This is a genomic window from Streptomyces sp. ISL-43, assembly GCF_018614195.1.
Taxonomy (GTDB): domain Bacteria; phylum Actinomycetota; class Actinomycetes; order Streptomycetales; family Streptomycetaceae; genus Streptomyces.
This window is the reverse complement of record NZ_JAGGOT010000052.1, coordinates 56136-69193: the sequence shown is the minus strand read 5'-3', so window position 1 is coordinate 69193 and position 13058 is coordinate 56136. Positions and strand designations below refer to the sequence as shown.

The window sequence follows — 13058 nt, the reverse complement described above, 5'->3', positions numbered from 1 at the left end:
GGGCCTAGCGGATGGCCGGAAGCTCGTCGGCCGCCCGCAGGGCGTCGGCCGGAGCCTGGCCGAGGGACTTCGCGGCGACCGGGGCCGGCGCCACCGGAGCGGCGTGCGGAGCGCACGTCACGTCCTGGGCGTCGACCTTCCCCGTGAGCAGGTAGGTGTCCACCCGGGTGTTGACGCAGGGGTTCACCAGGTTGGTGACACCGTGCGAGCCGGCGTTCTGCTCGGTGATCAGTCGCGAGCCGGCGAGGCGCTTGTGCAGGGAGACCCCGCCCTTGTACGGCGTGGCCGCGTCACGCTCGGACTGGACGATCAGGACCGGCGGCAGACCGCGCTTGGGGCCGACGGCGACCTCGATCGGGTTGCTCTGCTTGGACTTCCAGGTCGCGCAGGGCAGGTTCATCCACGCGTTGGACCAGGTCAGGAACGGGTACTTGGCGTGCAGCTTGCTGTTGTCCCGGTCCCACTTGGACCAGCTGGTCGGCCACTTGGCGTCGGCGCACTCGACGGCGGTGTAGACGGCGTTGCCGTTCTCCGAGGCGATGTTGCCCTGGATGTCGCCCATGTCCGGGGCGATGGCATCGATCAGCGCCTGCTCGTCACCGGCCAGGTACGCGCTCCAGGTCTGGGCGACGGGCACCCAGGAGGAGTCGTAGTACGGGGCTCCCTGGAAGAAGCCGATGAGCTCGGCCGGGCCGACGACCCCGCCGAGCGGGTTGGCCTTGGCCTTGGCGCGCAGCTCCAGCCACTTGGCCTCGACCTTGGCGCGGGTGTCGCCGATGTGGAAGACGGCGTCGTTCTTGGCGACCCAGTCCTGCCAGTCGTTCCAGCGGGTCTGGAAGGCGACGTCCTGGCCGAGGTTGGCCTCGTACCAGATGTTGTCGCGGTCCGGGTCGACCACGCTGTCGACGATCATGCGGCGCACGTGGTCCGGGAACAGGGTCGCGTAGACCCCGCCGATGTAGGTGCCGTAGGAGACGCCGAGGAAGTTCAGCTTCTGCTCGCCGAGCGCCGCACGGATGACGTCCAGGTCACGCGCGATGTTCGGCGTGGTCATGAACGGCAGCATCTCGCCGCTGCGCTCCTTGCAGCCGTCCGCGTACTCGGCCGCCAGCTTGCGCTGGGCGCGCTTGTCGGCCTCACTGTCCGGGACGGGGTCGGCCTTGGGCGCCTTGACGTACTCCTGCGGGTCGATGCAGGAGATCGGCGCGGAGTGGCCGACGCCGCGCGGGTCGAAGCCCACGAAGTCGTACGCCTTCGCGGTGTTGACCCACAGCGGGCTCTTGGTCGTGACGCGGCGCGGGAAGCGCATGCCGGAGCCGCCGGGACCGCCGGGGTTGTAGATGAGCGCGCCCTGACGCTCCTCCTTGGTGCCGGTGCTGACGGCGCGGTCGAGCGCGAGGTCGATCGTCTTGCCGAACGGCTTGCTGTAGTCCAGCGGCACCTTCACGTAGCCGCACTGGATGGGCGGGGCGTAGCCCCAGTCGGCCGGACAGTCCTTCCAGTCGATCCCGCTGCGCGCCGCGCGGGCGGCGGCGATCTGCGTGCCGATCGCCTCGGCGATACCGTTGTCACGGCCGGACGGGAAGGTCTGCGAGGCCGACGCGGACGGGGCGAGCAGCAGGCTCGCCGCCAGCGTGCCGGTGATCAGTGTTGCGGCGCTCCCCAGCGCCGCGTTGCGTATCACGTGGTTGTTCCCCCTGCGTCGTCTGCCGCCATGGGCGGCTTGGTTCTTGCGGGTCGGGTTTCGTCGGCGTGCAGGGGGATACTTCCGCCTGACCAGGAGCGGGCGACAGAGCTCGGACCCGTTCTTTGCCAACCCGATATCCGGAAGTGGGTGTACCGCTGAGCGGTGCCTGCTTCGTCCCGGGTTCGGCCTCCCCCGACCTGGCGTCACCAACCGTAGGTGCGGCAGGCCTCGTCGAGCAGTTCGCGCAGCCGCAGGGCGTCCGGGGCCAGGGCCGTGACCAGCACCGCCGGCCCCGCCAGCGGGGTGGCCGACGCGAACTCCCCCAGCATCCGGGCCTCGGGCGGGGTGGCCGCGAACCGCGGGTCCACCACCAGGAGCTGACCGACCGCCCGATGGCCCGCGAGCCCCGCCGGGCCGTCCCAGCCGTCGGGCGCGCCGGGGCCGCAGGCCAGTTCCTGGTCCAGCAGCGGCCGCCCCTCCCGGGTCACGGTGAGGCGGCTGCGCAGCAGGCCCGGGGCCTCTGCGCTGCGGCCCAGTACCTGCTCCTCGCGCAGCACGAGGCGGGCGGTGGGGGCGAGTTCGGCGCGGGTCAGCACCCGCAGGTCGCTGCCGCGCACGCACACGAGCTGCTCCGGCAGCCAGCGCACCGCCGCCCCGGCCGCCAGGGCGAGCCGTACGTCGTACCGCGCGGGCTCACCACGGCGGCCGGGCAGCGCCAGGGTGGCCGCCGCCGAGCGCAGCACCAGCCGGGCGCCGGGACCCGCCTCGGCTTCGACCGTGAGGTGGTCGCCGCCGAGGGGCGCGCTCATGGCGCCGACCAGCATGACCCCGGCCTCGGCTCCCTCGCCCCGGATGCGGCGCAGGGCGAGCGGTCCCTCACCGGCGAGCAGCGGCAGGGCGGTGGAGCCGCGCCCGTCGGCCGCGGCACGGATCCGGGCGGTGGCGCGCAGTCCGGCGGGGCCGCCCGTCGCCGGAGCCGTCGCCGGAGCCGTCGCCGGAGCCGTCGCCGGAGGGCCGGCGGGGGCCGCGCTGATCCCCGTAGGGCTCATGCGGCGGCCCAGGCGGCGATCCGCTCGCGCACCCAGGCCGCCACCGGGGCCACGCCGTCCCCGCCGCGCAGGGACTGGAAGGCGACGGGCAGTGCGCCGCGCTGCTCGGCGGCGTCGCGGGCCATCCGGTCCAGGTCGGAGCCGACGTGGGGGGCGAGGTCGGTCTTGTTGACGACGAGGAGGTCGGCGGTGGTGACGCCGGGGCCGCCCTTGCGCGGGATGTCGTCGCCGCCGGCCACGTCGATGACGAAGATCTGGGCGTCGACCAGGCCCCGGGAGAAGGTGGCGGTGAGGTTGTCGCCACCGGACTCGACGAGGATCAGGTCGAGCGGGCCGCTCTCCCGGAAGGCCTCCTCCAGTTCCTCCACGGCCTCCAGGTTGGCGGAGATGTCGTCGCGGATGGCGGTGTGGGGGCAGGCTCCGGTCTCGACGGCACTGATCCGCTCGGGTGGCAGGACGGCCTCGCGGAGCAGGAACTCAGCGTCCTCGCGGGTGTAGATGTCGTTGGTGACGACGGCCATGGACAGCTCGGCGCGCAGGGTCCGGCAGAGGGCGGCGACGGTGGCGGTCTTGCCGGAGCCGACGGGGCCGCCGAGGCCGATGCGCAGGGCGCGGCGGGTGCCGTCCGGCCGTAGGGGCTCGGCGCTGTGGGTGTGGCGGTGCGGGAAGGTCACGCCGTGGTCGAGGTGCATGGAGTCTCCTTGGGGGTACTCGGGAAGCGGACCGGGCGCGGCCACGGGTGGTGGATCTTGCGGCGGTTTCTGCTCTGGGGGTTTCGGTTTTGGGGTGACTGCTCCGGCGGCGGCCGCTCTGCGGCGGTTCAGGAGGCGAAGAGGCGTACCGGCCAGTCGGCATGGGCCTGCGCCGCGATGTCCAGCAGGGGCGAGGAGGCCGCGGGCAGGGCCCCCGGTCCGTCCAGGCGGGCTCGCAGGGCGCACCGCTGAGCCTCCGCGGCGACGGAGTCGAGCGCGGGGGCGAGCCGGGCCAGGACCCCGCTCGCCTCGAAGGGGTCCAGCCCGAGCAGCCGTACGGTGGCGGTCGCCGGCCCGCTCACGCTCTCGTACGCCGCCACCTGCGCGGCCTCCCGCGCCCCGAGCCCGGCCGCCCTGGCCGTGACTCCGAGCACCACGGGCTGGTGTGCCCCGCGCGGGAACGCCGCGGCCAGCGCGTCGAGTTCGGCGGCGGGCCAGGTGGCCCGGGCGGCCCGCATCAGCTGTCGGCCGAGCCTTCGCCCGGCGGTGCGCAGCGCAGGAACCGGGGTCCGGGCGTCGGCGGCCTCGTCGAGGGCTGCCGGGTCGATCCCGAGGGCGGCGGCCGCGGCGAGGGCGGCCGCGACGAGCCCGGCGGTGTGCAGCCGGCCCCGGCAGAACTCCTCCAGGGTGGCGGCGTCGTGGATCCGGCCCGCTTCGCAGGCGGCTTCGGCCCCGCCGGAGTGCGCGTGGCCTCCGGCAGGGAAGCGTCCGTCGGCGAGGACGAGGAGGGCGGCGATGCTCATCGGCGCGTGCCCATCAGAAGAGGCCCCTTCCATCAGAAGAGGAAATAGCGCTGGGCCATGGGCAGTTCCGTCGCCGGTGCCGGTTCCACCACTTCTCCGTCGATGGTGACGGTGAAGGTGTCGGCGTCGACCTCAACCCTCGGCATGGCGTCGTTGTTGCGCATGTCCGCCTTGGTCACCTTGCGGGTGCTCTCGATCGCGACGAACTCCTTGCCGAGTCCGAGCCGTTCGGGCAGTGCGTCGTCGAGGGCGGCCTGCGAGGTGAAGTTGACCGAGTTGAGGCCGGGCGCCCGCCCGAGGGCCCCGAACATCGGGCGGGGCAGCACCGGCTGCGGGGTGGGGATGGAAGCGTTGGCATCGCCCATCTGCGCGTAGGCGATCTGGCCGCCCTTGATGACGAGTTCGGGCTTGACCCCGAAGAAGGCGGGGTTCCACAGCACCAGGTCGGCGAGTTTGCCGGTCTCCACGGAGCCGATCTCGCGGGCCAGGCCTTGGGCCACGGCGGGGTTGATCGTGTACTTGGCGACGTAGCGGCGGACCCGGTGGTTGTCGGCGGGGCCGTCCCCGGGCAGGAAGCCGCGCCGCTTCTTCATCACGTGGGCGGTCTGCCAGGTGCGCAGGACCACCTCTCCGACCCGGCCCATGGCCTGGGAGTCGGAGGAGATGATCGAGATGGCGCCGAGATCGTGCAGGACGTCCTCGGCGGCGATCGTGGAGGGCCGGATCCGGGACTCGGCGAAGGCGAGGTCCTCGGGTACGGCGGGGTTGAGGTGGTGGCAGACCATCAGCATGTCGAGGTGTTCCTCGACGGTGTTGACGGTGTGCGGCCTGGTCGGGTTGGTGGAGCTGGGCAGGATGTTCGGCTCGGAGACCACGGTGATGATGTCGGGGGCGTGCCCGCCGCCCGCGCCTTCGGTGTGGTACGAGTGGATGGTCCGCCCCGAGATGGCGGCGAGCGTGTCGGCGACGAACCCGGCCTCGTTGAGGGTGTCGGTGTGGATGGCGGCCTGGGCGCCGGTCTCCTCGCAGACGGTGAGGCACGCGTCGATGACGGCGGGGGTGGTTCCCCAGTCCTCGTGCAGCTTGAAGCCGAGTGCTCCGCCGCGCAGTTGGGAGTACATGCCCTCGCGGGACATGGTGTTGCCCTTGCCGAGCAGGCCGATGTTGACGGGGTGCGCCTCCAGCGCGGCGAACATGCGGGCCAGATGCCAGGGTCCGGGGGTGACGGTGGTGGCCTTGGTGCCCTCGGCGGGCCCGGTGCCGCCGCCGACGAGGGTGGTGGTGCCGCAGGCCAGGGCCTCGTCGATGATCGTCGGCGAGATGAAGTGCACGTGGGCGTCGATGGCGCCGGCGGTGACGATCTTCCCGTTGCCCGCGATGATCTCGGTCTCGGGGCCTATGACGAGTGCCGGATCCACCCCGTCCATGGTGTCCGGGTTGCCTGCCTTGCCGATGCCGCAGATCCGGCCGTCGCGGATGCCGAGGTCGGCCTTGACGATGCCCCAGTGGTCGAGGATCACGACGCCGGTGACGACCGTGTCGGCGGCACCCTCGGCCCGGGTGGTGCGGGCCTGGCCCATGGATTCGCGGATGACCTTGCCGCCGCCGAAGACCGCCTCGTCCCCGGCCAGGCCTGGGCCGCCGGCGAGGTCCCGCTCGATCTCCACGAAGAGGTCGGTGTCGGCGAGGCGGATGCGGTCACCGGTGGTGGGCCCGAAGAGGTCGGCGTACACCCGGCGCGATATCTCAGCCATCGAGCGGTCCCCCGGTCTGTCCGCGCAGGCCGGGCACGACGCGCAGCCCGCCCAGCGGTACGAGGTCCACGGCGACCGGGATGCCCGGCTCGAAGCGGACCGCGGTGCCGGCGGCGATGTCGAGCCGCAGCCCGTGGGCGGCGGCCCGGTCGAAGTCGAGGCCGGGGTTGGCTTCCGCGAAGTGGTAGTGCGAGCCGACCTGGACGGGCCGGTCGGCGGCGTTGAGCACGGTGAGACGGGTGACGGTCCGGCCTGCGTTGAGGCGCACCGGCCCGTCCCCGTAGGCGATTTCGCCGGGGATCATGCGGATACCCACTCTCAGACGATCGGGTCGTGGACGGTGACGAGCTTGGTGCCGTCCGGGAAGGTCGCCTCGACCTGGACGTCGTGGATCATCTCGGGTATCCCCTCCATGACCTCGGCGCGGGTGAGCACGGTCCGCCCGGAGGACATCAGTTGGGACACGGTCCGCCCGTCGCGGGCGCCTTCGAGGATGTGCGCGGTGATCAGGGCGATCGCCTCGGGGTGGTTGAGGAGGACGCCGCGCGCCTTGCGCTTCTCGGCCACGTCGGCGGCCACGTGGATGAGCAGTCTCTCCTGCTCGTGGGGGGTCAGTTGCACTCGAATCACCAAGCTTCCAGGACATGACCGGCATCGGGCCGAGCCGACCCTACGGGTCGTCAACGCTGTGTTGACCTGCGCATATCCGAGCCAAGCGTGTCTTGCCCCAACGCAGAGAAAGGCTTTCCGTCCCGACCACCGCAGCTTTGCCGGGTCATGGGTGATCATTGATGGTCGAACGTGGCCGCCACGCTAAGTGCCGTGTTTTTCCGTTGGGTTAACCCACGTTTCGAGCAGGTACCCGGTTCAACTCGGTTGCCCGCCAGGCCTGCTTCCGTATACGCATGGACTCACAGAACACCCAGCGAGGAGTCATATGTTCGTCAACCCCGTCCGACACATCACCTTCGACGCCCACGACCCGTACAAGATCGCCGAGTTCTGGTCTGCGGTCACCGGCTTCCCGATCCACCCCGACGACGTCGAAGGTGACGACGAGATCCTGCTCGAGCCGGGGCAGCCCGGTGTGCCCGGACTGCTGTTCATCCGCGTGCCGGACGCCAAGACCGTCAAGAACCGGGTCCACTTGGACATCCAGCCGCCCACCGGCACGCGGGACGAGACCGTCGAGCGCCTGGTAGGACTCGGCGCGAAGATCGTGGACGACCGGCGCTCGGAGGACGGCGTCCTGGGCTGGGTGGTCCTCGCCGACCCGGAGGGCAACGAGCTGTGCATCGAGCGCAGCGCGGAGGAACGCAACCCCGCTTGAGGTCCGCGCCCCGGCAGGCCGGGGCCCGGTTCAGCAGCCGGTGGCGCTCTTCGCCGGCGTTCCGGCTCCGACGGCCCAGGGCAGGGCGACCCACACGGTCTTGCCGCCGTCCTCGGTCGGACTGACCGAGAGCCGGCCGCCCGCTTCCGCCGTGAGCCAGCGGATGATGACCATCCCCCGGCCGTTGTCCTGCTGGACGGCGGCCGGGAGCCGCTTGGGCCAGCGCGGGTGGCTGTCGGTGACCCCGATGCGGAGCCACTCCTCACGCTCCAGGCGGATGTCCACGGTGAAGGCGGGCGACTGGCCGAAAGTGTGCTGCACGGCGTTGGTGGCGAGCTCCGAGACGATCAGCCGGACGCTGTCGGCTGCATCGGTCCCCTCGGTCAGTCCCCACCCGTCCAGCACCTGCGCGACGTATCGCCGGGCGGTCGCGACCGAGGCGGGATCGCTCGGCAGAGTGACGGATGCTTCCTGGTGATCTGCCATGGCGACGGTCCCTTTCCCACCGGGGCGAATCGCCCCGGATCTGTGCTGGACGCCAGAGTGCCACCCATAGTCCCGTCGTTTCTGCCGATCCCCCAAGATATGCATATATCTGTCGCTCGATGCAGTGAACTCTGCTACGGAAGAGCGTATTTGGACGGCAGACTGGTGCGAGCTGTGCCGGTGGAAGGAGGCGGGTGTGCAGCAGGGTCCCGCGGTGCGCCGACGCAAGCTCGGCGAGGAACTGCGTGCCCTTCGCGACCGGTCCGGACTCACCAGCGGTGAGGCGGCCCGGCTCGTGGGATGGCACCAGTCGAAGATCAGCCGCATCGAGACGGGGCGCAGCGGCGTCAAGGTGGAGGACATCCGGCTGCTGCTCGACGCCTACGGGGACGTCGTGCGTCCACAGCAGCGCGCTCTGCTGGAAGCCCTCTCGGTCTCGGCGGCCGGCCCCGCCCCGGGAGCCGAGACCGGACGCGGCCGCGAATGGTGGCACGACTACCGGGGCCTGTTGCCGCAGGAGTACCGGGACTTCATCAGCCTGGAGGCCGGAGCGCGCTCCGCCCGCACGGTCGAACTCTCCGTGGTGCCCGGGCTGTTGCAGACTCCGGAGTACGCACGCGCGGTGACCCGGGCCGCGCTGGGCGGGCTGCCGGAGCCGAAGGTCGACGCGCTGGTCGACGTACGGCTGGCGCGTCAGTGCGTACTGCGGGCGGATCCGCCGCTGGAGCTGAGCGCCGTGCTGGACGAGGCGGTGCTGCGGCGGAAGATCGGCGGGCCGGGGGTGATGGCGCAGCAGCTGCGGTATCTCGTGGAGGCGTCCCGGCTGCCCCAAGTGCGTTTGCAGGTATTGCCGTTCAGCGTGGGAGGACATCTCGGCCTGACCGGACCGTTCGTTATTTTCTCATTTCCGAACATCGCCGATCTGGATGTGGTGGTACTCGACCATTTGACGAGTAGCCTCTATCTGGAGCGGAAGGAAGACCTAGAGGCGTACAGCGCCGCGTTCCGCACGATCCAGGCGCACGCCCTCCCGCCCCGCGACTCGTCGGATCTGATCAGCGCCCTCGCTGACGACGCGTAAGGAGGCACCCCCGTGTCCGCAACCCCCTTATCCACCGGCGGACTTCTGAACAGCGCGCGATGGCTGCGGAGCAGCCGCAGTACCGGAATGAACAACTGCGTCGAAACGGCCGTCCTCGGCGGCGGCCTGCTGGCCGTCCGCGATTCCAAACGGACGGACGGCCCGGCCGTGCTCGTCACCGGGCCGGCCTGGGAAGGCTTCCTCGTCTGCGTGCGAGCGGACGTGGGCGCCTAGGCACCCGGGGACGGACGGTACGGGCGCACCCGCGCCCGTGGCTCCGTCCAGCGGTCCGTGGCACTAGCGGTCCGCGGCTCCGGCCGGAGCGGTCCTCAGGATCGTCTCCACGGCACGGCCGATCTCGTCCCCCGTGAGATCGGCCCGCGCGGTCAGCCGCAGCCGGGAGATGCCGTCCGGCACCGACGGCGGACGGAAGCACCCCACGGACAGACCTGCCTCGCGGCAGTCGGCGGCCCAGCGCAGTGCCGCCGAAGCCGACGGGGCCCGTACCGACACCACGGCCGCGTCCGGCCGGGCCGCGGTCAGGCCGGACGCGGTGAGCCGCCCGTACAGGTCGGCGGCCACCTGGCGGGCCCGGTCGGCGCGCTCCGGCTCCCGCTGGAGCAGGCGCAGGGCGGCCAGCGCCGCGCCCGTCGCGGCCGGGGCGAGCCCGGTGTCGAAGATGAAGGTCCGGGCCGTGTTGACCAGGTGCCGGATCACCTTGGCCGGGCCGAGCACGGCCCCGCCCTGGCTGCCCAGGGACTTCGAGAGGGTCATGGTCGCGACCACCCCGGGCGCGCCCGCGAGCCCGGCGGCGTGCAGCGCGCCCCGGCCGCCCTCGCCGAGGACGCCGAGCCCGTGCGCGTCGTCCACGAGCAGGGCCGCGCCGGCGGTCCGGCAGACCTCGGCGTAGCCGGCGAGCGGAGCGGCGTCGCCGTCGACCGAGAACACCGAGTCGGTGACCAGCAGCGCCCGGCCCTCGTGGGCGGCGAGCGTCTTCGCGGCCGTGTCGGGGTCGGAGTGCGGAACGACGGCGGTCTCGGCGCGCGAGAGCCGGCAGCCGTCCACGATCGAGGCGTGGTTGCCCGCGTCGGAGACGACCAGCGTGCCCCGGCCGCTGAGCGCGGTGACGGCGGCGAGGTTGGCCGCGTATCCGGAAGAGAGCACGAGCGCGGCCTCGAACCCGCAGAAGGCGGCCAGCTCGCGCTCCAGCTCCGCGTGCAGCTCGGTCGTCCCGGTGACCAGACGCGATCCGGTGGCCCCGGCGCCCCACCGCTCGGCCGCCTCCCGCGCACCCCGGACGGTCTCGGGGTGCCGGGACAGCCCGAGGTAGTCGTTGCTCGCGAGATCGAGGAGCGGCGAGGAGGCCGGGCGCGGACGCAGCGTCCGGACGAGTCCGGCCTGTTCCCGGGCCCGCTCCGCGTCGTCGATCCAGGAGAAGACGTCCACGGGGGCGGGGGTGTTCTGGGGCATCGGCGGTCCTCGCGTTTGTCGGCAGTCCACAGACCTGCCCGACCCTAGCCGCCGTGACTCGAGTGCCAGGTGTGGCGATACACACACTCCGTTCCGGCCATGTTGTTCGATCCCTCCTTGGCCGGGAGTGGTCACGTGGTCCAGGATCGGCGTCATGGACCTGCTGAACACCCTCGTGGACAAGGGGCTGCGGCGCGAGCTGCCGACCCGCGAAGAGGCACTCGCCGTGCTGGCGACCTCTGACGACGAACTGCTCGACGTGGTGGCCGCGGCCGGCAAGGTGCGCCGCCAGTGGTTCGGGCGTCGGGTCAAGCTGAACTACCTGGTCAACCTGAAATCGGGGCTCTGTCCCGAGGACTGCTCGTACTGCTCCCAGCGGCTGGGGTCGAAGGCCGAGATCCTCAAGTACACGTGGCTGAAACCCGAAGAGGCCTCCCAGGCCGCGGCCGCCGGCGTCGCCGGCGGGGCGAAGCGGGTCTGCCTGGTGGCGAGCGGGCGCGGTCCGACGGACCGGGACGTGGACCGCGTCGGCAAGACCATCGAGGCCATCAAGGAGCAGAACGAGGGCGTCGAGGTGTGCGCCTGCCTCGGCCTGCTGTCGGACGGCCAGGCGGAGCGCCTCAAGGACGCGGGCGCGGACGCCTACAACCACAACCTCAACACCTCCGAGGCCACGTACGGCCAGATCACCAAGACCCACACCTACGCGGACCGGGTCGACACGGTGCAGAAGGCGCACGCCGCCGGCCTGTCGGCCTGCTCCGGCCTGATCGCGGGCATGGGCGAGAGCGACGAGGACCTCGTCGACGTCGTCTACTCGCTGCGCGAGCTGGACCCCGACTCGGTGCCGGTCAACTTCCTGATCCCCTTCGAGGGCACCCCGCTGGCCGAGGAGTGGAACCTCACCCCGCAGCGCGCCCTGCGCATCCTCGCGATGGTCCGCTTCGTCTGCCCCGACGTCGAGGTCCGCCTCGCGGGCGGCCGCGAGGTGCACCTGCGCACCATGCAGCCCCTCGCCCTGCACCTGGTCAACTCCATCTTCCTGGGCGACTACCTGACCAGCGAGGGCCAGGCCGGACAGGCCGACCTCGACATGATCGCGGACGCCGGTTTCGAGGTGGAGGGCGCCGGTACGTCGACCCTCCCCGCGCACCGCTCCGAGGTCGGGGCGGCCACCGGGGGCTGCGGCTCCCAGGGCGGCGGCGCCTCGGTCTGCGGATCCTCCGATCCGGCGGACCAGGCCGGCTGCGGCTCGGCGTGCGGCGGCTGCTCGGGGCACGCCGAGCACGAGGCCCCCGTACCGGCCCAGGCGGAGGCGGGCGACGTCCGGCCCGGACTGGTGGCCGTGCGCCGCCGCGGCGCGGGAACGGATCTCGCCCCCAATGCCTGATCAGCGCCACTCGCCCGACGTGCTGCCGGCCGCCGAACTGCTCGCGCTGGACCGGCAGCACGTCTGGCACCCCTACGGACCGATGCCCGGGCGGCAGGATCCGCTGGTCGTCGCGTCCGCCTCGGGGGTCCGGCTGCGGCTCGCCGAGCCTTCCGAGGGCCAGGACGAGCTGGTCGACGGCATGTCCTCGTGGTGGTCGGCGATCCACGGGTACAACCACCCCGCCCTCAACGAGGCGGTGACCGGCCAGCTCGGCCGCATGGCGCACGTGATGTTCGGCGGGCTCACCCACGAGCCCGCCGTCCGGCTCGCCGCGAAGCTCGTCGAGATCACCCCGGCCGGCCTGGAACACGTCTTCCTCGCCGACTCGGGCTCGGTCTCGGTCGAGGTCGCGGTCAAGATGTGCCTCCAGTACTGGCGGTCGGTCGGCCGCCCCGCGAAGACCCGCCTGCTCACCTGGCGCGGCGGCTACCACGGGGACACCTGGCAGCCGATGGCCGTCTGCGACCCCGAGGGCGGCATGCACGAGCTGTGGTCGGGCGTCCTGCCGCGCCAGCTCTTCGCGGACGCCCCGCCGAGCGGGTTCGGCGCACCGGTCGACCCCGCCTACGTCGCCCACCTGCGCTCCCTGGTCGAGGCGCACGCGGACGAGCTGGCAGCGGTCATCGTGGAACCGGTGGTCCAGGGCGCGGGGGGCATGCGCTTCCACAACCCGGGCTACCTCCGCGTCCTGCGCGAGCTGTGCGACGAGTTCGGCGTCCTGCTGATCCTCGACGAGATCGCCACCGGCTTCGGCCGCACGGGCGCGCTGTTCGCGGCGGACCACGCGGGGATCACCCCGGACGTGATGTGCCTGGGCAAGTCGCTGACCGGCGGGTACCTCACCCTCTCGGCCACCCTCTGCACGGCGCGGGTGGCGGACGGCATCTCCCGGGGCGAAGTCCCCGTCCTGGCCCACGGACCGACCTTCATGGGCAACCCGCTCGCCACGGCGGTGGCGCTGGCCTCGATCGACCTGCTCCTCGGCCAGGATTGGCAGCGCGAGGTCAAGCGCATAGAGGCGGGCCTCCTCGAAGGCCTGACCCCGGCGGCCTCCCTGCCCGGGGTCAAGGACGTCCGCGTCCTGGGCGCGATCGGCGTGATCCAGCTCGATCACCAAGTCGACATGTCGAGCGCCACCCGGGCGGCGGTCCGGGAAGGCGTCTGGCTGCGCCCGTTCCGGGACCTGATCTACACGATGCCGCCGTTCGTCACCGGCGACGGCGACCTTGCCCGCATCTGCCGCGGCGTCGTCGCGGCCGCGAAGGAGGCCTGAC

Annotated in this window: 14 protein-coding genes; 5 read left to right on the top strand and 9 right to left on the bottom strand. The window is 72.1% G+C overall.

Annotated elements, in window-relative coordinates:
- Positions 1 to 4 precede the first annotated feature (4 nt).
- From J7F03_RS28565 to J7F03_RS28535, 7 genes are all read right to left on the bottom strand, one after another.
- Complete coding sequence (locus J7F03_RS28565) at positions 5 to 1684, bottom strand: alpha/beta hydrolase (protein ID WP_214954495.1); 1680 nt, start codon at positions 1682 to 1684, stop codon at positions 5 to 7.
- Positions 1685 to 1890: 206 nt separating this feature from the next.
- The gene (locus J7F03_RS28560; protein ID WP_214954493.1) at positions 1891 to 2736 is read right to left on the bottom strand and encodes an urease accessory protein UreD; all 846 of its coding nucleotides are present in this window, start codon (positions 2734 to 2736) and stop codon (positions 1891 to 1893) included.
- Positions 2733 to 3428, bottom strand: a complete 696-nt coding sequence (ureG, locus tag J7F03_RS28555) for an urease accessory protein UreG (RefSeq protein ID WP_214954491.1) — start codon at positions 3426 to 3428, stop codon at positions 2733 to 2735. The genes J7F03_RS28560 and ureG overlap by 4 nt, the downstream gene beginning before the upstream one ends.
- 128 nt (positions 3429 to 3556) lie before the next feature.
- Positions 3557 to 4231, bottom strand: a complete 675-nt coding sequence (locus tag J7F03_RS28550) for an urease accessory protein UreF (RefSeq protein ID WP_214954489.1) — start codon at positions 4229 to 4231, stop codon at positions 3557 to 3559.
- 32 nt (positions 4232 to 4263) lie between these two features.
- The gene (locus J7F03_RS28545; RefSeq protein WP_214954487.1) at positions 4264 to 5985 is read right to left on the bottom strand and encodes an urease subunit alpha; all 1722 of its coding nucleotides are present in this window, start codon (positions 5983 to 5985) and stop codon (positions 4264 to 4266) included.
- Entirely contained in the window at positions 5978 to 6289 is a 312-nt protein-coding gene (locus J7F03_RS28540; RefSeq protein ID WP_214954485.1) for an urease subunit beta, read from the bottom strand. The genes J7F03_RS28545 and J7F03_RS28540 overlap by 8 nt, the downstream gene beginning before the upstream one ends.
- 14 nt (positions 6290 to 6303) lie before the next feature.
- Positions 6304 to 6606 (bottom strand): urease subunit gamma, encoded by a 303-nt coding sequence (locus tag J7F03_RS28535; RefSeq protein ID WP_214954483.1) that lies wholly within the window; start codon positions 6604 to 6606, stop codon positions 6304 to 6306.
- A gap of 316 nt (positions 6607 to 6922) precedes the next feature.
- On the opposite strand from J7F03_RS28535, the gene J7F03_RS28530 reads away from it, so the two are divergent.
- A complete protein-coding gene (locus tag J7F03_RS28530; protein WP_214954481.1) occupies positions 6923 to 7315 on the top strand; it encodes a VOC family protein in 393 nt (130 codons plus the stop codon).
- A 30-nt stretch (positions 7316 to 7345) separates the two neighbouring features.
- On the opposite strand, the gene J7F03_RS28525 is transcribed toward J7F03_RS28530, so the two are convergent.
- Positions 7346 to 7801: an ATP-binding protein gene (locus J7F03_RS28525; RefSeq protein WP_214954479.1), complete on the bottom strand. Its 456-nt coding sequence runs from the start codon at positions 7799 to 7801 to the stop codon at positions 7346 to 7348.
- A 196-nt stretch (positions 7802 to 7997) separates the two neighbouring features.
- Between J7F03_RS28525 and J7F03_RS28520 the strand changes: the two genes are divergently transcribed.
- A complete protein-coding gene (locus tag J7F03_RS28520) occupies positions 7998 to 8882 on the top strand; it encodes a helix-turn-helix transcriptional regulator (RefSeq protein WP_214954476.1) in 885 nt (294 codons plus the stop codon).
- A 12-nt stretch (positions 8883 to 8894) separates the two neighbouring features.
- Entirely contained in the window at positions 8895 to 9116 is a 222-nt protein-coding gene (locus J7F03_RS28515) for a DUF397 domain-containing protein (protein ID WP_214954474.1), read from the top strand.
- 63 nt (positions 9117 to 9179) lie between these two features.
- On the opposite strand, the gene J7F03_RS28510 is transcribed toward J7F03_RS28515, so the two are convergent.
- Positions 9180 to 10352: an 8-amino-7-oxononanoate synthase gene (locus tag J7F03_RS28510; protein WP_214954472.1), complete on the bottom strand. Its 1173-nt coding sequence runs from the start codon at positions 10350 to 10352 to the stop codon at positions 9180 to 9182.
- 154 nt (positions 10353 to 10506) lie between these two features.
- Between J7F03_RS28510 and bioB the strand changes: the two genes are divergently transcribed.
- Together bioB and J7F03_RS28500 are read left to right on the top strand one after the other, a co-directional pair.
- The gene (bioB, locus tag J7F03_RS28505) at positions 10507 to 11742 is read left to right on the top strand and encodes a biotin synthase BioB (protein ID WP_214954470.1); all 1236 of its coding nucleotides are present in this window, start codon (positions 10507 to 10509) and stop codon (positions 11740 to 11742) included.
- Positions 11735 to 13057, top strand: a complete 1323-nt coding sequence (locus J7F03_RS28500) for an adenosylmethionine--8-amino-7-oxononanoate transaminase (RefSeq protein ID WP_214954468.1) — start codon at positions 11735 to 11737, stop codon at positions 13055 to 13057. Before bioB ends, J7F03_RS28500 begins: the two co-directional genes overlap by 8 nt.
- Position 13058 lies beyond the last annotated feature (1 nt).

What these genes read in the sequence shown, in the direction of transcription:
- J7F03_RS28525 (WP_214954479.1), bottom strand. Translation starts at nt 7,801, where the DNA reads ATGGCAGATCACCAGGAAGCATCCGTCACTCTGCCGAGCGATCCCGCC.
- J7F03_RS28530 (WP_214954481.1), top strand. Translation starts at nt 6,923, where the DNA reads ATGTTCGTCAACCCCGTCCGACACATCACCTTCGACGCCCACGACCCG.
- bioB (WP_214954470.1), top strand. Translation starts at nt 10,507, where the DNA reads ATGGACCTGCTGAACACCCTCGTGGACAAGGGGCTGCGGCGCGAGCTG.
- J7F03_RS28545 (WP_214954487.1), bottom strand. Translation starts at nt 5,985, where the DNA reads ATGGCTGAGATATCGCGCCGGGTGTACGCCGACCTCTTCGGGCCCACC.
- J7F03_RS28540 (WP_214954485.1), bottom strand. Translation starts at nt 6,289, where the DNA reads ATGATCCCCGGCGAAATCGCCTACGGGGACGGGCCGGTGCGCCTCAAC.
- J7F03_RS28500 (WP_214954468.1), top strand. Translation starts at nt 11,735, where the DNA reads ATGCCTGATCAGCGCCACTCGCCCGACGTGCTGCCGGCCGCCGAACTG.
- J7F03_RS28560 (WP_214954493.1), bottom strand. Translation starts at nt 2,736, where the DNA reads ATGAGCCCTACGGGGATCAGCGCGGCCCCCGCCGGCCCTCCGGCGACG.
- ureG (WP_214954491.1), bottom strand. Translation starts at nt 3,428, where the DNA reads ATGCACCTCGACCACGGCGTGACCTTCCCGCACCGCCACACCCACAGC.
- J7F03_RS28510 (WP_214954472.1), bottom strand. Translation starts at nt 10,352, where the DNA reads ATGCCCCAGAACACCCCCGCCCCCGTGGACGTCTTCTCCTGGATCGAC.
- J7F03_RS28550 (WP_214954489.1), bottom strand. Translation starts at nt 4,231, where the DNA reads ATGAGCATCGCCGCCCTCCTCGTCCTCGCCGACGGACGCTTCCCTGCC.